Origin of the sequence: Ralstonia chuxiongensis, assembly GCF_024158925.1 — a bacterium.
In the GTDB taxonomy this organism is placed as follows: Bacteria; Pseudomonadota; Gammaproteobacteria; order Burkholderiales; family Burkholderiaceae; genus Ralstonia; species Ralstonia chuxiongensis.
In genome coordinates this window covers 420,678-438,763 of sequence record NZ_JAMYWC010000004.1, presented here as the reverse complement: position 1 = coordinate 438,763, position 18,086 = coordinate 420,678, and the positions used below count along the sequence as shown (strand labels likewise).

The 18,086-nt window shown below is 60.3% G+C and carries 28 protein-coding genes and 1 tRNA gene; 25 read left to right on the top strand and 4 right to left on the bottom strand.

The window, feature by feature from the left end:
- The first annotated feature begins 1 nt into the window (after position 1).
- The 19 genes from NKG59_RS15505 to NKG59_RS15415 all read left to right on the top strand — a co-directional run bounded on the left by NKG59_RS15505 (position 2) and on the right by NKG59_RS15415 (position 8,414).
- Positions 2 to 247 carry a hypothetical protein gene (locus NKG59_RS15505; RefSeq protein ID WP_253538440.1) on the top strand — a complete coding sequence of 82 codons (246 nt, stop codon included), beginning with the start codon at positions 2 to 4 and terminating at the stop codon, positions 245 to 247.
- 2 nt (positions 248 to 249) lie between these two features.
- Positions 250 to 408, top strand: coding sequence for a hypothetical protein (locus NKG59_RS15500; protein ID WP_253538437.1), 159 nt, complete (start codon positions 250 to 252; stop codon positions 406 to 408).
- Between the two features lie 383 nt (positions 409 to 791).
- Entirely contained in the window at positions 792 to 962 is a 171-nt protein-coding gene (locus NKG59_RS15495; RefSeq protein WP_253538434.1) for a hypothetical protein, read from the top strand.
- Positions 963 to 980: 18 nt separating this feature from the next.
- Positions 981 to 1,469: a hypothetical protein gene (locus tag NKG59_RS15490; RefSeq protein ID WP_253538431.1), complete on the top strand. Its 489-nt coding sequence runs from the start codon at positions 981 to 983 to the stop codon at positions 1,467 to 1,469.
- On the top strand, positions 1,453 to 1,680 hold the full coding sequence (locus NKG59_RS15485; RefSeq protein ID WP_253538428.1) for a hypothetical protein: 228 nt from the start codon (positions 1,453 to 1,455) through the stop codon (positions 1,678 to 1,680). The genes NKG59_RS15490 and NKG59_RS15485 overlap by 17 nt, the downstream gene beginning before the upstream one ends.
- On the top strand, positions 1,664 to 1,867 hold the full coding sequence (locus NKG59_RS15480) for a hypothetical protein (protein ID WP_253538426.1): 204 nt from the start codon (positions 1,664 to 1,666) through the stop codon (positions 1,865 to 1,867). The genes NKG59_RS15485 and NKG59_RS15480 overlap by 17 nt, the downstream gene beginning before the upstream one ends.
- Positions 1,864 to 2,046 carry a hypothetical protein gene (locus NKG59_RS15475; protein ID WP_253538423.1) on the top strand — a complete coding sequence of 61 codons (183 nt, stop codon included), beginning with the start codon at positions 1,864 to 1,866 and terminating at the stop codon, positions 2,044 to 2,046. The genes NKG59_RS15480 and NKG59_RS15475 overlap by 4 nt, the downstream gene beginning before the upstream one ends.
- A 13-nt stretch (positions 2,047 to 2,059) precedes the next feature.
- The gene (locus tag NKG59_RS15470; RefSeq protein WP_253538420.1) at positions 2,060 to 2,263 is read left to right on the top strand and encodes a hypothetical protein; all 204 of its coding nucleotides are present in this window, start codon (positions 2,060 to 2,062) and stop codon (positions 2,261 to 2,263) included.
- 191 nt (positions 2,264 to 2,454) lie between these two features.
- Complete coding sequence (locus NKG59_RS15465; protein WP_253538417.1) at positions 2,455 to 2,874, top strand: hypothetical protein; 420 nt, start codon at positions 2,455 to 2,457, stop codon at positions 2,872 to 2,874.
- An 11-nt stretch (positions 2,875 to 2,885) separates the two neighbouring features.
- Positions 2,886 to 3,533: an AAA family ATPase gene (locus tag NKG59_RS15460; RefSeq protein ID WP_253538414.1), complete on the top strand. Its 648-nt coding sequence runs from the start codon at positions 2,886 to 2,888 to the stop codon at positions 3,531 to 3,533.
- A gap of 10 nt (positions 3,534 to 3,543) precedes the next feature.
- The gene (locus NKG59_RS15455; RefSeq protein ID WP_253538411.1) at positions 3,544 to 4,227 is read left to right on the top strand and encodes a hypothetical protein; all 684 of its coding nucleotides are present in this window, start codon (positions 3,544 to 3,546) and stop codon (positions 4,225 to 4,227) included.
- 9 nt (positions 4,228 to 4,236) lie between these two features.
- On the top strand, positions 4,237 to 4,518 hold the full coding sequence (locus NKG59_RS15450) for a hypothetical protein (protein ID WP_253538407.1): 282 nt from the start codon (positions 4,237 to 4,239) through the stop codon (positions 4,516 to 4,518).
- 1 nt (position 4,519) lies between these two features.
- A complete protein-coding gene (locus tag NKG59_RS15445) occupies positions 4,520 to 4,915 on the top strand; it encodes a recombination protein NinB (protein WP_253538404.1) in 396 nt (131 codons plus the stop codon).
- An 11-nt stretch (positions 4,916 to 4,926) separates the two neighbouring features.
- Positions 4,927 to 5,166 (top strand): hypothetical protein, encoded by a 240-nt coding sequence (locus NKG59_RS15440; RefSeq protein ID WP_253538401.1) that lies wholly within the window; start codon positions 4,927 to 4,929, stop codon positions 5,164 to 5,166.
- Complete coding sequence (locus tag NKG59_RS15435) at positions 5,153 to 5,359, top strand: hypothetical protein (RefSeq protein ID WP_253538399.1); 207 nt, start codon at positions 5,153 to 5,155, stop codon at positions 5,357 to 5,359. The genes NKG59_RS15440 and NKG59_RS15435 overlap by 14 nt, the downstream gene beginning before the upstream one ends.
- Entirely contained in the window at positions 5,356 to 5,676 is a 321-nt protein-coding gene (locus NKG59_RS15430; RefSeq protein WP_253538396.1) for a hypothetical protein, read from the top strand. The genes NKG59_RS15435 and NKG59_RS15430 overlap by 4 nt, the downstream gene beginning before the upstream one ends.
- An 87-nt stretch (positions 5,677 to 5,763) precedes the next feature.
- A complete protein-coding gene (locus NKG59_RS15425) occupies positions 5,764 to 6,606 on the top strand; it encodes a hypothetical protein (protein WP_253538393.1) in 843 nt (280 codons plus the stop codon).
- A 450-nt stretch (positions 6,607 to 7,056) separates the two neighbouring features.
- A complete protein-coding gene (locus NKG59_RS15420) occupies positions 7,057 to 7,233 on the top strand; it encodes a hypothetical protein (RefSeq protein ID WP_253538390.1) in 177 nt (58 codons plus the stop codon).
- A gap of 203 nt (positions 7,234 to 7,436) precedes the next feature.
- Positions 7,437 to 8,414, top strand: a complete 978-nt coding sequence (locus NKG59_RS15415; protein ID WP_253538386.1) for a tyrosine-type recombinase/integrase — start codon at positions 7,437 to 7,439, stop codon at positions 8,412 to 8,414.
- A 41-nt stretch (positions 8,415 to 8,455) separates the two neighbouring features.
- Here NKG59_RS15415 and NKG59_RS15410 read toward each other — a convergent pair.
- From NKG59_RS15410 to NKG59_RS15395, 4 genes are all read right to left on the bottom strand, one after another.
- Positions 8,456 to 8,540: transfer RNA gene (locus NKG59_RS15410), tRNA-Leu, on the bottom strand.
- 66 nt (positions 8,541 to 8,606) lie between these two features.
- On the bottom strand, positions 8,607 to 9,491 hold the full coding sequence (locus tag NKG59_RS15405) for an NAD(P)-dependent oxidoreductase (RefSeq protein WP_253538382.1): 885 nt from the start codon (positions 9,489 to 9,491) through the stop codon (positions 8,607 to 8,609).
- Positions 9,492 to 9,512: 21 nt separating this feature from the next.
- Complete coding sequence (locus tag NKG59_RS15400; protein ID WP_253538379.1) at positions 9,513 to 10,682, bottom strand: ABC transporter substrate-binding protein; 1,170 nt, start codon at positions 10,680 to 10,682, stop codon at positions 9,513 to 9,515.
- A gap of 40 nt (positions 10,683 to 10,722) precedes the next feature.
- Positions 10,723 to 11,664, bottom strand: a complete 942-nt coding sequence (locus NKG59_RS15395; protein WP_253538377.1) for a CysB family HTH-type transcriptional regulator — start codon at positions 11,662 to 11,664, stop codon at positions 10,723 to 10,725.
- 155 nt (positions 11,665 to 11,819) lie between these two features.
- Between NKG59_RS15395 and NKG59_RS15390 the strand changes: the two genes are divergently transcribed.
- The 6 genes from NKG59_RS15390 (at position 11,820) to NKG59_RS15365 (ending at position 18,076) form a co-directional block, all read left to right on the top strand.
- On the top strand, positions 11,820 to 12,593 hold the full coding sequence (locus NKG59_RS15390; protein WP_045202820.1) for a sulfite exporter TauE/SafE family protein: 774 nt from the start codon (positions 11,820 to 11,822) through the stop codon (positions 12,591 to 12,593).
- Positions 12,594 to 12,718: 125 nt separating this feature from the next.
- Positions 12,719 to 14,380 (top strand): nitrite/sulfite reductase, encoded by a 1,662-nt coding sequence (locus NKG59_RS15385; RefSeq protein WP_253538375.1) that lies wholly within the window; start codon positions 12,719 to 12,721, stop codon positions 14,378 to 14,380.
- Between the two features lie 18 nt (positions 14,381 to 14,398).
- Positions 14,399 to 14,947, top strand: a complete 549-nt coding sequence (locus NKG59_RS15380) for a DUF934 domain-containing protein (RefSeq protein ID WP_253538373.1) — start codon at positions 14,399 to 14,401, stop codon at positions 14,945 to 14,947.
- Positions 14,944 to 15,771 (top strand): phosphoadenylyl-sulfate reductase, encoded by an 828-nt coding sequence (locus NKG59_RS15375; RefSeq protein ID WP_253538371.1) that lies wholly within the window; start codon positions 14,944 to 14,946, stop codon positions 15,769 to 15,771. The genes NKG59_RS15380 and NKG59_RS15375 overlap by 4 nt, the downstream gene beginning before the upstream one ends.
- A 20-nt stretch (positions 15,772 to 15,791) precedes the next feature.
- Entirely contained in the window at positions 15,792 to 16,742 is a 951-nt protein-coding gene (cysD, locus tag NKG59_RS15370) for a sulfate adenylyltransferase subunit CysD (RefSeq protein WP_253538369.1), read from the top strand.
- Between the two features lie 2 nt (positions 16,743 to 16,744).
- The gene (locus NKG59_RS15365) at positions 16,745 to 18,076 is read left to right on the top strand and encodes a sulfate adenylyltransferase subunit 1 (RefSeq protein ID WP_045202824.1); all 1,332 of its coding nucleotides are present in this window, start codon (positions 16,745 to 16,747) and stop codon (positions 18,074 to 18,076) included.
- Positions 18,077 to 18,086 lie beyond the last annotated feature (10 nt).

The following is an 18,086-nucleotide window of genomic DNA, read 5'->3' as shown; positions in this document are numbered from 1 at the left end:
CATGCAAAACCTCCATCCCGCATTCCAAGCCGCTCTCGCAGTCCACGCATCTTCCGTGCGCTACACGGAACGCAAGCAAGGCAGCGGTGGTGTGTACACGTATCGCGGCAAGAACAAGGACGAAGTTCTGCTGACTGCGCTGGACCGCAAGCACGCGATTGACCCGTACCGCGATCCGGCCATCGACATGCAGTACTGGGATGGCGATGAGTACGTTGTCGAGTTGAAGTACTACGGACTGGACTAGCCATGACACCCGAAATCCTGATCCAGATCGGCATCTTCACAGCAGTGCTGATCGTAGTTGCTGGGGTGATTGCCATAGGCCTTGTGGCTGTTGGTTCGGACTTCCAGCGCGAGTTTGAACAAGAGCAATCCGACGAGCGCAGCGAGCGCTGCCGGTACTGATAGGGGATGACTGTGGACTGCTATTGCGATTACGAGATGCCGTCCGTCTTCAGCAAGACGGAGCGAAGCGCAAAGAAGGAACACAAATGCGACGAGTGCGGCCGCCATATCCGGGCTGGAGAACGGTACGAAAACGTCTTCGGTGTGTGGGATGGTGATGCGAGCACGTTCAAGACTTGTCCTCACTGCGTGGCCTTGCGCGAGTTCGTTGTTGCTCATGTTCCATGCTGCTGCTGGCTTTACGGAAACATGCTTGAAGACTGCGTCAATACGGCCCGCGACTACGCGCACGAAGCCCCTGGGTTCATGTTTGGCGTGTATCGCCGCATGGTCGCCATTCAACGGGCTCGCCGCCTAACCCACCACTGACACTGAGGGATGACATGCACGACTACACGGTTTATCTCATTGCGAAAAACCCGCAACAGCGGCCCAAGGCTGTGACGATTTATCGAATCGCTGCGCCGAGTCGGCTTGATGCCGAGCGACAGGCCTTATCTCTTATGGCGGACGACGAACTTTGGGAAGTAAACGCAGTGGTTCTTGCCGCCTGACCCCCAAGGAGCCTGACCATGAATACGAAGCACGAGACCAGCGTCTGCAGACATTGCAAACAGAAGTTTGTGCCTAAGCCATGGCAGCTTGCAAAAAGCGATTTCGAATGCGATCCGTGCCGTAAGACGAGGCAGGCTGAATGGCGCTTAAGAAGGAAAGAGGCCGGAAATCCTGTTGTTTCAGGGAAGATGTCGCGCGAGTATCACCGCGCTTATGCATCAACGTATTTCGAAGATGAAATGAATCGAGAGCGGAGAAATGCATTGATGCGTGGATATGCGAAGGCGCATGGCACCGCAGAACATCATAAAGCGCGTCGTTTGGTGCGCACTGCGATTGAAACTGGTCGCATGACGCGACAGCCATGCGAAGTGTGCGGGACAAAGCCAGCTCAGGCTCATCACGACGATTACAGCAAGCCCTTGGATGTGCGATGGCTATGCCCAACCCATCACCGAGAGCACCACGCCAAAGCCACCGGAGCCAGCCATGAAGTTACGCGTTGAGGCCTACATGCCGCCGCCGCTTGATTACTGCGAGTGCCGTGATGAGAAGGGTTTCTTGCATCGCGTGGATTTGGTGGTTAGCGGGCAATTGGGCGACATGACCCCCAATCAATTGGTCGGCCGCACTGTAGAAGTCGGCTCCTTCACGCCGTGGGTTGAGGTCGGCCATGACGTTCGACTGCTGGAGGAAAGCCATGTGTCTCAGCAATGAAGCCGCCGCCATCAAATTGGCCGAGCGCGACAACCTGGTGGGGGAGTTGGTGGAGGCGTTGCAGATGATTTATCTGGAGCAAATCGACTACATAACCCTCAATAATTTGGGCGATCCGCATCACAACCAGTCTATGCAAATGGCTCGCGCCGCTCTCGCCAAAGCCCGCGAAGGAGCCCAGTCATGAACTCAAGCGATACCCGATGGGTGCAAGGCGCAATCGTCCTGCTACTGGAAGGCCCGGTAGATCAGAAAGAGATCGTGCGCCAAACGGATTACGCACTGCTGCAGATGATGGGGAAGATCAAGCATCGCGCGGATGGCTTGCCAGCGCTGCGATACAACGGCTGGCCGTTCAAGCACTGAACAGGAGATCGACATGCTGACCAAATCGCCTGAGAAGATGACTGATCTCCGCCACGTGGACACAAGCGGCATTGATCCGGTTGAACTGCGCGAGCTGCAAGAACAAGCAAAGCGCTCCCACTGGCAAGCATTGCTTGGCGACCGCTGGATCGCAGCAAAGGCCAACGCCCCGAAGCGCGGCAGCTACAACCCCATCACAGGCGCACGTCTCGCCTGACATGGAAGACGACCTAGACGACCCCGCTGACTGTTTGTTTTGGTACGAGGAAAGAAATGGAAGCTGTGTTTCACGATCTGCGCTCCGCACTGGCTGCGGCACTGCGCGAATGGCAACGGTGCCGATGGCTGCGAAAGCACGGCAATCCGGATCGTTGCCCCTTCTAAACCAATCAGGAAAGGAATCAGGAAATGAAGACTCATCAGCAATACGGAACACGTGAATATCAAGCATGGGCAAACATGAAGGCTCGTTGTGAGAATCCCAACAACATTCGCTATCACCGCTACGGAGGCCGTGGGATAAAAGTTTGCGAGAGATGGCGAAATTCGTTCGAAGCATTCCTTGCTGATATGGGGCCGTCAAATGGGCTGACTATCGACAGGATTGACAACGATGGTAATTACGAACCGGGCAACTGCCGTTGGGCAACTGTCCGAGAGCAATCCCAGAAGACAAGCCGTATCAAGCTCCTCACTTTCAATGGCGAAACTCTTTCTCTTGCTGAATGGGCAAGACGCTTAGGTATTCGTGCGAATACGCTAACCATGCGTCTGAATGCTTATAAGTGGCCGCTTGAAAAAGCCCTCACCAAGGGAGGCGAGCGATGAGCATAGCCTGCATGATTATCGGGGAAAGCGGCACGGGAAAAAGCACCAGCATGCGCAACCTCGACCCAGAGAAGACGCTGTTGATTCAAGCGGTGAAGAAGCCGCTTCCATTCCGATCAACCAACTGGAAGCCGGTCATTAAAGGTCAAGGCGGATCCGTCTTCGTGACCGACAACAGCGCGCACATTGTTGGCGCCATGCAGCGTACCGACAAGGAAATCATTGTCATCGATGATTTTCAGTACGTGCTTGCAAACGAGTTCATGCGCCGCGTGACTGACAACGAAACCGGGAATGGTGCATTCGCCAAGTACAACGAGATTGCTCGCCACGCATGGGATGTATTGATGGCATCGACCTCGCTGTCGGATCACAAGCGCGTCTACATCCTGAGTCACACCAGCACTGACGATTTCGGGAAGACCAAGATCAAGACCATCGGCAAGCTGCTCGACGAAAAGATCGTCATGGAAGGTCTTGTGACCATTGTGCTGCGGACCGTGGTTGCCAACGGCGACTACATGTTCAGCACCAAGAACAACGGCCAAGACACGGTTAAGTCACCGATTGGCCTCTTTGAATCCGATCTGATCGAGAACGATCTCGCCCAGGTGGACAAGGCGATCACTGCCTATTACGACCTCAAGCAAGCAGCATAAGGAAACCAGCATGTACACACTCGACAAGCAAGCCGCCATGAACGCTGACAGCACAGGCAAGTGGCTCACCGAAACCGGCAAGTATGTTGGCCGCATCCTGTGGGCCGAAGACATCAAGTCGGATCGCACGGGCACGAAAGGCATTGCTCTGACCCTGCAAGCCAACGATGGCCGCGAAACGCGTCAATTCATCTACACCGAGAAAGAAGACGGCACGCGCCTCTCTGGTTTCGATCTGGTGATGGCGCTCATGACCTGCCTGAAGCTGCGTGACATGAAGCCTGTAGACGGACAGGTCAAGCGCTGGGACCGCGAGGCAAAGCAGGAATACATGGAGCAAGGGCAGGTGTATCCCGAGCTTGCCAACAAGCAGATTGGCTTCCTGTTGCAGAAGACCGAAGAGGAAAGCCGCAAGACGCCCGGAGAAACCGCGTGGACTGCGAAACTGGTCGGTGTTTTTGAGTCGCAAACTGAACTCACCGCGTCCGAAATCTTGAGCGGCAAGAAAACGCCGGAAGCGCTTGCACAACGTGTGGCATTGCTGGCCGACCGTCCGTTGAAAAAGCGTCCCGCATCAGCAAGCCATAGCTCTGCTAATGCTTATGCAAAAGCATCGAATGGCGGCGGGGCGGATTTTGACGACGATATTCCCTTCCTTCAGCACATGCGCGGCTTTGCTGGGCACCTGATTTGATGAACCGTCATGATCGACTTCAAAGATATTCCAGATGAGTTGATTCGAGCGCGCGGCCAATACGCAACTGTTCGGTCTGCTCTTGATGACGAGATGCGGAACATGCAAACGCTCTGTGCCGTTATCTCGTCTCGGTCGGCATCTGTTCTGCGCGATCTGCAAGAGGGCCACGATGTGAAGCATGTTCTTGACGAAATGCGCGACAAGATCAACGAGATGGAAACGTCCGCCAAGTCGATCAAGGCGATGCAAGCCCAACGTGCCGAATTGAAGTCTGCCGCCTGGAGTTGATATGTCTGCTGCAAAAACCTTCGTCCTGCGCGGCGAACCCAACGCGCAAGCCCTGTGGAACTTCCTCAAGCACAACTGGAGGGCGTTTTCTGATGCTGGGAAGCCGCTGGCTGTGTCTGTGGCGGAGCATCGAGCAAAGCGCTCCACAGAGCAAAACAAACGTCTGTGGGCATTGCTGAACGAGATTGCCGAGCAAGCGATGTTAGACGGCAAGCACTACAGCGCAGAGGCGTGGCATGAGTGGACAAAAAGGCAATTCATTGGCGTTGAGGAATTGCCAGGAGGGGGGACTGTGGGCATTTCGACAACGACGCTCAATGTAGAAGAGTTCGGCGCATACATGACCCGGATAGAAGCATGGGCCGTGCAGAACTTCGGCATTGAGTTCAGGGACTAGACGAGGGAGACATGGACAAGAACAACGGTGGACCGGCGTTTCCCATGCCGGGGCAATGCGTGGATGAGAAATGGGAGCCCATTCCGGGATTCACAGGGATGACTCTACGAGATTACTTCGCGGCGAAGGCAGTTGGCGGAATGTTGGCCTGTCCTGTGCAACCGCAAAGCGATCCCGACATGTATGCGCGAGACGCTTATGTAATTGCCGATGCCATGCTTAAAGCCAGAGGACGGCATGAGCCGCAATAACCCGATCCCTGTTCGCCTGCGCGATAAGTTCAAAGCCCACATGGAAGCAAACGACTTCGATGACCTGCCGGACGGCGCATGGTTCGCAAACCTTGAAACGGCAGCGCAGCAGTTCATAGACAAACACCATCTGCGCTTTGCTGACAACAACAGCGCAGCACATCAATACATTCGCATGCTGGAGTCCACATGACCCCCGAGCGTGAAGCGCAGATGCGCGAGATGTTCCAGAAGTGGTGGCTGGAGCCGGAGGGCTTCGGGCTGCGTGCCGAGCGATTTACAGAGCCCGGAGAGGCTGCGCTTGCTGGCTTCTTCGCCTGCGCTCGCGCGCTTGAGCCGATGGTTAGGGATGGGGAGCGGTACAGGTTCCTACGCGATGAAGGCCACGACGATTGCGGCGATGGGCCGTGGTCGGACGCATATACCGCAATTGCCTCAACCAATGGCCCCGAGTACATCGACACGACAGTAGACACGGCCATGAGCGCCGCGCTGGAGGAAAAGCGATGAGTCTCTATGAGCAAATGCAATACCCCGTCAAAGCTCCATCGCTGCGGCGACACATGATGAAGTACGACGGTGTATGCCCAGAGTGCGGTGGCGATCTTGCAGTTGGCTACGAATGCAACAAGTGTGATTTTGATGGCTATGACGAAATGCGAAACGGAACCGCGCTGGAGGATGGAAATGCGAGACAGTGAAATTGCTTGTGATTCGTGCGGGCTGACGATGGGCGAGTCCCGAAAATTGGCTACCCTCCGCGCGCAGGCTGATGCGCGGCCCGCTGGGCATTTCTTCAAGGCATCGCGCGTGCATCCGTGGGTGCAAGTTGAAAAGGAGTGTCCAAATGCGGTTCCGCTCTACACCCACCCCGAAGCATCGGCGCCGGGGCTGAGTGATGACGTGTCTTCTGCACGCGCAGCACTAATCGGATTGGCGAACCATGTGCGCGCAGTCCCTGCCTACAGCAAATTGCTTGGTGACATGGAACAGGTAGACAAAGCAATCGCCATCCTCACCCGCGCCAGCGCCCAGTCTAGCAACGTAGAGGCGACGGGGCTGAGTGATGACGAAATTACCGATGTCTGGATCAAACACGGCGGCCCACTGAACGGTAACAACTTTCACAGCTTCGCCCGCGCCATCCTCACCCGCGCCAGCGCCGCGACTGCGGGCGAGACGAGCAACGCGGAAGGCCCGGAGCATCTGTGTCCACAACCTGCGCCGGGGCTTGAGTTTGACGAGCGCGTGGTGTTGGTCTATCCAATCGACAAGTGGGTGCTGATGCTACTGGCGGCGGGCGCGCAAGTTCGCAACCTGGGCGATGTGCGATGGCTCGCCACCGAAGACGGCAGTCAGGGGAAAGGCACAGGGCGCCATATCGCGTGCTTCATTTTGGACGGCGCAGCCGCAGCCATTGGAGAGAGCGGACATGAGTGAGTGCGGGAAACGACAGTACGCGCGGCAACTTATTGCTGACGCCCTATACGACAGCGCTTATTGCGCAGGGCTCAAGCATGGATTTTCGCTGGGCCAACAAGATGACCGAGAGGGATTGCAAAAGGCTCTAGCGACACGAGAAGGCTATATCGCTTTGCTTCGTGAGGCGGTAAAGCTCTTTGAGCGCGAGTGCACGCAACATGCCGCCCACGGAGAGAGCCATGAGTGAGCCGGAATTCAACCGATATTGCTGTCATCGATGCTGGAAGCGGCATATCACCGAGAACAGGACCGCATGGCCTTTCCCGGACGCGATGATCGTGTGCAAAACATGCGGCAACAAACGCTGTCCGCAAGCCACCGATCATGGCCTAGCGTGCACTGGCAGCAATGAACCTGGGCAACCCGGTAGCCGATACGCGGCCAAGCCCGAGCATGGGGAGCATTGAGATGACCGCGATCGGATTCGTTCTGCTGTTGTTTTCCTTGGGCATCCTGCGGGTCACGGATCGATGGGATTTCAAGGGAGCTTTTGAATTGATGCTGGCTGGAGGCTTGGGGCTATTTACAAGCGGAGTTCTGCTAATAGCAGGCATTGCCACATGGCTGTGGCACGTCATGCCATGACATACACAGCAGCACTGACGAGGATGTTGGAGACGACTTGGAGGTTATGGAGCCGTGAGAGTGACAGCGAAAGAAGCCGCCGCGATCCTGGGCATTCCGGCGCACCAGATCAGCCGCCTGAAGGACGACATCATCAAGCGGTACAAACTGACCAGAAAGACGCACGTGTACGAGGTTGAATCGCTCTATGCGTACCTAGACAAATGCCAGTCGAAACCATTACAAAAGCCGGACGCAAGCGCCTGCGTTGGACGTTCGAGCGTGTTATCAACGGCCAGCGTTACCGCAAGACCAAGGTTTTCCCTGCGGGAACTAGTCAAGCAAGCGCGGACAAGATAGCGGCGCAGTGGGAGGCCGAATTATACGGACTCGCCACGGGCGCTATAAAACGGCGCGTGACGATTGGCGAGTGCGTTGTCCTCCATTGCAAGGACTGCGGCGGTCGCTGGAAAGATGGGGACAAGCGTGCGCAGCGTCTAGAGAAGTGGCAGGCGTACTTTGAGGGTGATTACACGGATGACCTGCACGAGTGGTCCAAAACGTTCGCTAGAGTCTTGTCGGAGCGAGGACTAGAACCCGCATCCATCCGCAACGTCATGGCCTATATCCGGGCGGCGATCAAGTATGCCTACAAGGTCGGGATGATCGACCAAGACCAGACGCAGCGCATGGTGATGCCAGCGGTGAAGAACGAGCGGCACAGCTACCCCAAGCGCAAGGAGATGTTGGAGATCGCCAGAGCGTGCTCAGATCGGCAGGCTAGGGCAGCAATCAGGATAGCGTTCTACTCAGGCATGCGGCGCGGGGAGATTCTTCGGGCCAAGCCCAGAAAGAACGGCTACCTACTGGAAGACACGAAGAACGGAGAACGGCGCCTTGTGCCTATCCATCCGAGGATTGCTGTGTTGTCTCGGCGCATCAAGTTCACGATTACCGAGAACAAGCTAGGCCACGAGTTCGCCAAGGCACGCAGGAAAGCCGGACTGGAGCACGTGAGATTCCACGACCTCCGACATGCAGCAGCGTCCGAGATGGTGAACAGCGGGATTGACCTGTACACCGTGGGCCAGGTGCTAGGTCATAAGACGGTGGTTTCGACGAGACGTTATAGCCACCTGTTGAGCGACAAACTTGCCGAAGCGGTGGGCAAGATTGGCAGAAAAACACACACCGCCAAATGAAGCTTGGCCTTGTAAACAGAAGCCAAGCCTTGTAAATTAAGTGGTGCCCGAGGCCGGAATCGAACCGGCACGCCTTGCGGCGGGGGATTTTGAGTCCCCTGCGTCTACCAATTTCACCACTCGGGCAGGTGCTGATGAGCCGGCAATTATGCCAGAAGTCCGGGCATCCGAACAAGGCGTGTGGGGCGATGCTCAATCCGCCTGCTGATTGTTCTGCTGCTCCAGCACGCGCAGCAGCGACGCCGTATCGTCATACCCCCAGCCATTGGCGACCAGCGTATTGAGCTGCGAAGCCACCAGCTCCATCGCCGGCATCTGCAGGCCGAGTTCCTGGGCGATCTCGCGCACGAGGCCGAAATCCTTGTCATGCAGGCGGGCTTCGATGCCGGCGGCAAAGTTACGCTCGGCCATCTTCGGGCCCATCATGTCGAGCATGCGGCTGCCCGCAAAGCCCGGACCGATGGCAGCCAGCACGCGCGACGGGTCGGTGCCCTGGGCGCGTGCAAACAGCATGGCTTCGGCAATGCCCTGGATGTTGATGACCTGCACGATCTGGTTGCAGGCCTTGGCGACCTGTCCGGCGCCGTGGTCGCCGATATGCGTGATGGTGGTGCCCAGCAGTTGCAGTAGCGGGCGCACACGCTCCAGCACCTCGGCCTTGCCGCCCACCATGATCGACAGCGTGGCCTTTTGCGCGCCCATCGTGCCGCCCGAGACCGGCGCATCCAGGAATTCCAGGCCTGCCGCTTCCAGCTCGGCCGCAATGCGGCGCGTGGCTACGGCGGAGATCGTGCTGTGGTCGATGCACACCGCGCCACGCGGTGCGCCATGGACGACGCCGTCCGGCCCCAATAGCACGCCTTCCACATCGGCCGTGGAGGTGACGTTGGTGAAAATGACTTCGGCGTCGCGTGCGGCCTCGGCGGGGGTGCTGCAAGGCTCGGCGCCGATGGCGCGGGCGTTGTCGGCAGCCTCCGGACGGCGCACATAGGCGCGCACGGTGTGTCCGGCGGCAATCAGGTGCTGGACCATCGGCGTACCCATGTTGCCGAGGCCGATGAAGGCGATACGTGTCATGGCAGATTTGTGCGTGTTTGATTAGCGCGGGCCGGCGTAAGCAAAGCGGCCGTTCTTGATGATGCCCATCACACGCGAGCGTTGGTCGAAGCCTTGGTGATCCTGGGCATTCAGGTTCAGCACGCCGTTGGGCACAGTCAGATCGTGCGTGGTTTCCAGCGCGTCGCGCAGGGCGGCGCGGAAAGCGGGCGTGCCAGGCTTGGCGCCGGTCTTGAGCGCGCGGGCCGTGGCGTTGTCGAGCAACTGCCACGCGCCCCAGGCGTCGCCCGCAAATTGCGTGACGGTGTTGGGGCCGTACTTGGCTTCATAGCGATCGGCAAATTCCACGGCTACTTTGCGTACCGGATGGCTGGCTGGCAGCTCGCGCGCCACCACCACGGGGCCGGTCGGGAAGAGGGTGCCTTCCACGTCCTTGCCGCCCACCTTCAGGAATTCCGTGCTGGCGATGCCGTGGGTCTGGTAGATGCGGCCCTTGTAGCCGCGCTCGACCAGCGTGCGTTGGGGCAACGCGGCCGGGGTGCCGGCCCCGGCAATCAGGATGGCGTCGGGCTTGGCGGCCATCAACTTGAGAATCTGGCCGGTCACGCTGGTATCTGTGCGCGCAAAGCGCTCGTTGGCCACCACGCGCAGCTTGCGCACCTCGGCCAGCTTCGAGAATTCGCGCCACCAGCTTTCGCCATACGCATCGGTAAAGCCGATAAAGCCGACGGTATGCACGCCGCTGTCCGCCATGTGCTGCGTGACGAGCGTGGCCATCTGCGAATCGTTCTGCGGCATCTTGAAGGCCCAGCGGCGCTTGGCGTCCTGCGGCTCGACGATGGAAGCGGAGGCGGCCAGCGTGATCATCGGCGTTTGACCTTCGGCCACCGCATCGAGCGAGGCCAGCGCCGTCGGCACGATCGTCGGACCGACGATCACGTCCACCTTGTCTTCGGCGATCAGCTTGCGCACGTCGCGCACCGCCATCGACGGGTCAGACGCGTCGTCCAGGATGATGATCTGCGTACGCTGGCCGCCAATGCTCCCGGGCCACATCTGCACGGTGTTCTTGCTGGGAATGCCGATTGCCGCAGCGGGGCCGGTGGTGGACAACACCACACCCACACGGATGTCGGCTTGGGCGGGCAGGGCAATGGCGGCAGCGCTGGCAAGGAGCGCCATGCCGCACAACAGGCGACGTCGGGTCGTCATGAAATCTCCGGGAAGTTCGGCAATTGCAGTTGCAGGCGAATCAGAGCTCGTACGCTTCGTGATCGCCGGACATGAGTTGCTCGACCAGCTTGCGCGTCAGCGTTGGCGCAAACAGCTCGATGAAGGTGTAGACGAAGCCGCGCAAATACGCGCCTTGTTTGACGCCCAGGTGCGTGACGTTGGTGCCGAACAGGTGTCCGGCCGGAATCGCGCGCAGGTTGCGGTCCCGCTCTGCGTCAAAGGCGACGCCAGCCACGATGCCCACGCCCAGCCCGACTTCTACGTAGGTCTTGATGACGTCTGCGTCGATGGCCTCCAGCACGATATCGGGCTTGATCTGGCGCAGCTCGAAGGCGTGGTCGATCTTGGGCCGGCCGGCAAAGTGCTGGTCGTACGTGACGATTGGGTAACCCTTCAGGTCTTCCAGCGTCAGGTGCTGGCGAGACAGAAGCGGGTGGTCAGGCGGCGTCACCACCACATGCTGCCACTGGTAGCCCGGGATCGAGATCAGATCCTTCACGTGCGACATGCCTTCGGTGGCGATGGCAATGTCGGCCTGATCGTGCAGCACCATCTCGGCAATCTGCGCGGGCGTGCCCTGCTGAATGGAGAGGCGCACCTTGGGGTATTTGCGCGTGAACTCGGCAATCGCCTTGGGCAGAGCGTAGCGCGCCTGCGTGTGCGTGGTGGCGATGGTGAAGTTGCCTTGGTCCTGGGCGGCGTAGTCCTTGCCGACGCGCTTGAGGGTTTCGACCTCTTCCAGCACGCGCTCGACCGAGGCCAGGATGCGTCGGCCCGGTTCCGTGAGACCCCGGATGCGCTTGCCGTGCCGGGTGAAGATATCGACGCCCAGCTCCTCTTCCAGCTCAATGATGGCCTTGGAGACGCCTGGTTGTGACGTATAGAGCGCTTTCGCGGCCTCTGTCAGGTTGAATTTCTGCCGCACGGCTTCGCGCACGAAGCGGAATTGGTGAAGGTTCATGGCTGCGCGGTCGATAAAGAAGAACGGGTGCGAACTGACCGCTACTTATAACCGACGCCATATAAACAAACAATTTTTTATTGGTTTGGGATATGAGGCCAGTTCATTACGATGCTCGAACTTCGTGATAACACGCCCTCACTGTCCCCCGCGCTATGACGCTCGCCTATACGGTTTCCGGTTTGCTGGTCGGCCTGTTGGTCGGCCTGACGGGCGTTGGCGGCGGCTCGCTGATGACTCCGCTGCTGACGCTGATGTTCGGCTTTTCGCCGGCGACTGCTGTCGGCACGGACTTGGCGTTTGCGTCGCTCACCAAGGGCGTTGGCACGATCGCACATCGCAGCCACGGTCATATTCGCTGGGACATCGTCAAGCGGCTCTGCCTGGGCAGTCTGCCCGCAGCCCTGGTGACGGTGATCGTGCTGAAGACCGCCGGCAACCTGGATGCGGAGTGGATGCACGTGATTCGCGTGACGATCGGCGCGTCGGTCATCCTGACGGTGATTTCGCTGCTGTTCCGTCAGCGCGTATTGGGCTGGCTGGCGGCCAACCCGCGTTATCGTCTGCAGGGCACGGCACTGGCCGTGGCCACGGTCATCGTCGGCGTGGTGCTGGGTGTGCTGGTGACGGTGTCGTCCATTGGCGCAGGTGCCGTGGGCGCGACGCTGATCCTGATCCTGTATCCCGAATTGAAGAGCGCCGAAGTGGCTGGCACCGATATCGCCTATGCCGTGCCGCTGACCGCCGTGGCGGGCCTGGGTCACATGTACCTGGGCACGATCGACTGGAACCTGCTGGTGTCGCTGCTGGTGGGCTCCATCCCGGGTATCTGGCTGGGCGCGCGCCTGTCCAAGAATCTGCCGGAACGTCTGGTGCGCGGCGCGCTTGCCGCCACGCTGACGATCACGGCCATCAAGCTGGTGTCGTGATGCGTGATCTCATGCCGACCCTGCTTGATTGTGGCTGCTGTCGCTGAGCCGACAGCAGCACCATAACGAAACGCTTTCCCCCAATTGAATCGCATGCCGGCCCAGCCGGATTGGACTGAACAGTCATGTACCAATACGACGCTTACGATCACCGCCTCGTCGCCGACCGCGTAGAGCAGTTTCGCGATCAGGTGCGCCGCCGTATCTCGGGCGAACTGACGGAAGAAGAGTTTCTGCCGCTGCGTCTGCAGAATGGCCTGTACTACCAGCGCCACGCCTACATGCTGCGCGTGGCGATTCCGTATGGTCATCTGCGCGCCAAGCAACTGCGCATGCTCAGCCACATCGCCGCCGAGCACGATCGCGGCTACGGCCACTTCAGCACGCGCCAGAACATCCAGTACAACTGGATCGAACTGGAGCAGGTGCCTGACATCCTGGCCAAGCTGGCCTCGGTGGAAATGCACGCCATCCAGACCTCGGGCAATTGCATCCGCAACATCACGACCGACCAGTTTGCCGGCGTGGCACCCGACGAAGTGATCGATGCGCGCCCGCTGGCGGAAATCCTGCGCCAATGGTCGACGTTCATCCCTGAATTCGCGTTCCTGCCGCGCAAGTTCAAGATCGCCGTGTCGGCCTCGCGCGAAGACCGCGCCGTGACGCAACTGCACGACATCGGCGTCTACGCCTATGAGAAGGACGGCCAGACGCTGCTGCGCATCCTGGCCGGCGGCGGCATGGGTCGCACCCCGATCCTGGGCGCGATCATCAAGGAAGACCTGCCGTGGCAGCACATGCTGTCGTACATCGAGGCCGCCGTGCGCGTGTACAACCGCTACGGCCGCCGCGACAACAAGTACAAGGCGCGCATCAAGATTCTCGTGAAGGCCATCGGCGCGGAAGAATTCGCCCGCCAGGTGGAAGAAGAGTGGCTGCACATCAAAGACGGTCCGTCGACCATCACGCAGGCCGAATTCGACCGCGTGGCGCAGTTCTTCGCGCCGCCTGCGTATGAAAAGCTGGCCGACACCGATGCCACCTATGAAAAGGCGCTGCTGGAGAACAAGGCGTTCGCCCGCTGGGTGAGCCGCAATGTGCATCCGCACCGCGTGCCGGGCTACGCCGCAGTCACGCTGTCGCTCAAGCCCGGCGCGGCGCTGCCTCCGGGCGACGCGACGGCTGAGCAGATGGCGCTGGTGGCGGATTGGTCCGAGCGCTTTGGCTTTGGCGAGCTGCGTGTCGCGCACGAGCAGAACCTGATCCTGCCGGACGTGAAGAAACACGATCTGTTCGAGCTGTGGCAACTGGCCAAAGAACACGGCATGGCCACCGCCAACATCGGTCTGCTGACAGACATCATTGCCTGCCCGGGCGGCGACTTCTGCTCGCTGGCGAACGCCAAGTCGATCCCCATCGCGCAAGCGATTCAAGCGCGTTTCGACAACCTCGACTACGTGTACGACCTGGGCGAGCTGTCGCTCAACATCTCAGGTTGCATCAACTCGTGCGGACACCACCACGTCGGCAACATCGGCATCCTGGGTGTCGATAAGCACGAAGAAGAGTGGTACCAGGTGTCGCTGGGCGGCGCGCAGGGCAATGATTCGGCGATCGGCAAGATCATCGGGCCGTCGTTCAAGGCTGAAGAAATGCCCGACGTGATCGAACGCATCATCGACACCTTCGTCGCCAACCGCACGGAAGACGAGCTGTTCATCGACACCTATCACCGTATCGGCATGGCCCCGTTCAAGGAACGTGTCTACGCCCGTGAAGAAGCCTGAACGCCGAGGGAAACGAATATGAGCAAGATCATCAAGCTGCAAAACGGTGCCCCGCAAATCGTGGCTGACGAATGGACCGTGCTGCGCGCACCGGAAGGTGGCGAACTGACGCAAGCCGACGTGGATGCCGCTGCGCACGCCATCGTGCCGCTGGCCTATTGGCAAGCCAACCGCGACGCGCTGCTCGGCCGCGCCCGCGCTGGCACGCTGGCCGTCTGGCTCGCTCCCGACGACGAGCCGTTTGCGCTGGAGGCTGACCTGCCCAACCTGTCGCTGGTGGCCGTGGATTTCCCGGTCTTCCGCGATGGCCGTGGCTACAGCACCGCGTTCCTGCTGCGCCAGCGCCTGGGCTTCACGCGTGAGTTGCGCGCCATTGGCGACGTGCTGCGCGATCAGCTCGACTTCATGCGCCGCTGCGGCTTTGATGCCTACGCCGTGCGTGCAGACAAGAACATCGACGATGCCCTGAACGGCTTTGGCGAGATCAGCGTGCGCTACCAGGGCGCCATCGACGAGCCGCGTCCGCTGTTCCGCCGCGAGCGCGCAACCGAGGCGAATGCAGCATGAGCGACACCCAAGACATCGCCGTGTCCGAAGTGCCGGTGTCCGCAATCGGTCGCCCGGTGTTGTGGACGCGCCCCGTCTACAACGGCACGGCTGAAGCCCTGGCCGCGAAGGAAGCCGCGCTGTTCGAGCGCCTGGCTGAGATTGCCGCCAAGCACGGCGTGGCAAAGTTCGCCACCAGCTTGGCCGCCGAAGACATGGTCGTGACCGATGCGATCTTGCGCAGCCCCGAGGCCGTGCGGGCGCACCTGCCGATTTTCACGCTGCAGACCGGCCGCTTGCACGCCGAAACGCTGGCCATGCTTGATCGCATTCGCGCGCACTACGGTTATGCGATCGAGCAATACGCACCGGACGCCCGCGCAGTGGAAGCCTACGTGCGCGACCACGGCCTCAACGCGTTTTACGACAGCATTGAACTGCGCAAAGCCTGCTGCAACATCCGCAAGGTGGTGCCGCTCAACCGTGCGCTGAGAGACGCCGACGCGTGGCTTACGGGCCAGCGCCGCGAGCAGGCCGTCACCCGTGCCGACCTGCCGTTTGCGGAAGACGACGACGCGCGCGGCATCGCCAAGTACAACCCTCTGTTCGACTGGTCCGAGGCAGAAGTCTGGGCTTACCTCGAACAACACAACGTGCCGACCAACGCGCTGCACGACAAGGGCTATCCGAGTATCGGCTGCGAGCCTTGCACGCGCGCGGTGCGTGCCGGTGAAGACGTACGCGCCGGCCGCTGGTGGTGGGAATCGCGCGACAGCAAGGAATGCGGTCTGCATGCGGCAAATGCGGTAACAAATTCGGCGACGAACCTGTCGCAACAGAATTGAGCGAGAGCTAAGGAAGAATCATGGGAGTGATGAGCGAGATCCCCGGCACGGCCCTGACGCCTGTGCAGAACGAACACCTCGACTGGCTGGAAGCCGAGTCGATCTACATCATCCGCGAGGTGGTGGCCGAATGCCGCAACCCGGCGCTGCTGTTTTCCGGCGGCAAGGATTCGATCGTCATGCTGCATCTGGCGCTCAAGGCATTCCGCCTGGGCGATCGCAAGATCGATCTGCCGTTCCCGCTGGTGCACATCGACACGGGTCACAACTACCCGGAAGTGATTGCCTTCCGCGACGAGCAGGTTGCCAAGCTGGGCGCGCGTCTGGTGGTCGGGCATGTGGAAGATTCCATCAAGCGCGGCACGGTGCGCCTGCGCAAGGAAACCGACTCGCGCAACGCCGCCCAGGCCGTCACGCTGCTGGAAACGATCGAATCGTACGGCTTCGACGCCCTGATGGGCGGCGCCCGCCGCGATGAAGAGAAGGCCCGCGCGAAGGAACGCATCTTCTCGTTCCGCGACGAGTTCGGCCAGTGGGATCCGAAGGCCCAGCGCCCGGAACTCTGGAGCCTGTACAACGCCCGCATGGCGCGGGGCGAGCAGATGCGCGTGTTCCCGATCTCCAACTGGACGGAACTCGACGTGTGGCAGTACATCGCCCGCGAGAACTTGGCCTTGCCGCCTATCTACTACGCGCATCAACGTGAAGTCGTGCGCAAGAACGGCCTGCTGGTGCCCGTCACGTCGATCACGCCCAAGGCCGACGGCGACGTGAGCGAAGTCCTGTCGGTGCGCTTCCGTACCGTGGGCGACATCAGCTGCACATGCCCGGTGGCGAGCACCGCTGCCACGCCGGCCGAGATCATCGCCGAGACGGCCGTTACCGAAATCACCGAACGCGGCGCCACGCGCATGGACGACCAAACGAGTGAAGCCTCGATGGAAAAGCGCAAGAAGGAAGGGTATTTCTGATCATGACGACGAATTCGACGCACCCAGCGACGCATCCTGCATCGCACCAAGGCCTGCTGCGCTTCATCACCGCCGGTTCCGTTGACGACGGCAAGAGCACGCTGATCGGCCGCTTGCTGTACGACAGCAAGGCCGTGCTGACCGACCAGTTGCAAGCGCTGGCCAACGCCAAGAACAAACGCACTGCCGGCGAACAGATCGACTTCTCGCTGCTGACCGACGGCCTGGAAGCCGAGCGCGAGCAGGGCATCACGATTGACGTGGCGTACCGCTATTTCTCGACCGCGCGCCGCAAGTTCATCATCGCGGATACGCCGGGCCACGAGCAGTACACGCGCAACATGGTGACCGGCGCCTCGACCGCGCACGCCGCCATCATCCTGATCGATGCCACGCGTGTGACGACCGTCGACGGCAAGACTGAGCTGCTGGCCCAGACCAAGCGCCATTCGGCCATCGTGAAGCTGCTGGAACTGCAGCACGTGATCGTGGCCATCAACAAGATGGATCTGGTCGACTACAGCGAAACGCGTTTCAACGAAATCCGTACCGCCTACGATGCATTGGCCACGCAACTGGGCTTGCGCGACGTGCGCTACGTGCCGGTGTCGGCCCTGCGCGGCGACAATATCGTTCACGCGTCCGAAGCCATGCCGTGGTACCAAGGTGAGCCGCTGCTGGCGTTGCTGGAAGATTTGAAGGTGGAAGAGACCGCCCCGGCGGGCGACGATGCGCTGCGCTTCCCCGTGCAGCTTGTGGCGCGTCAGGACGGCTCGCAGGCCGATGATTTCCGCGGCTACATGGGCCGCGTGGAAGCCGGCACCGTGCGCGTTGGCCAAGCCGTGCGCGTGCTGCCTGCCAACCGCGAAACCACGGTGGCCGAAGTGCTCACGCCCAATGGCGCAGCTGATTCTGCCGGCCCCGGCGAGACCATCACCGTGCGTCTGGCCGACGACGTGGACATCTCGCGCGGCGACACGATCGTTGCTGCTCCGACGACTGCCGCCAACGCTGCCAAGAAGCTGCATGCCGACCTGTGCTGGTTCGACGAGCATGAGCTGAACCCGGCCCGCAAGTACGTGCTCAAGCACACCACGGCTACCGTGTTCGCACGCGTGTCGGATGTGGAGCGCGTGCTGGACGTGCATACGCTGTCGCACGAAACCGGCCGTAAGCAGATCGCGCTCAACGATATCGGCACGGTCAATATCAGCCTGCAGAAGGCGATTGTCTGCGATGCGTATGGCGACAACCCGGCCACCGGCGCGTTCATCCTTGTAGACGAAGCCACGCACCATACGGTGGCGGCTGGCATGATCCGTGCGTTTTCCTAACGTGGATGGG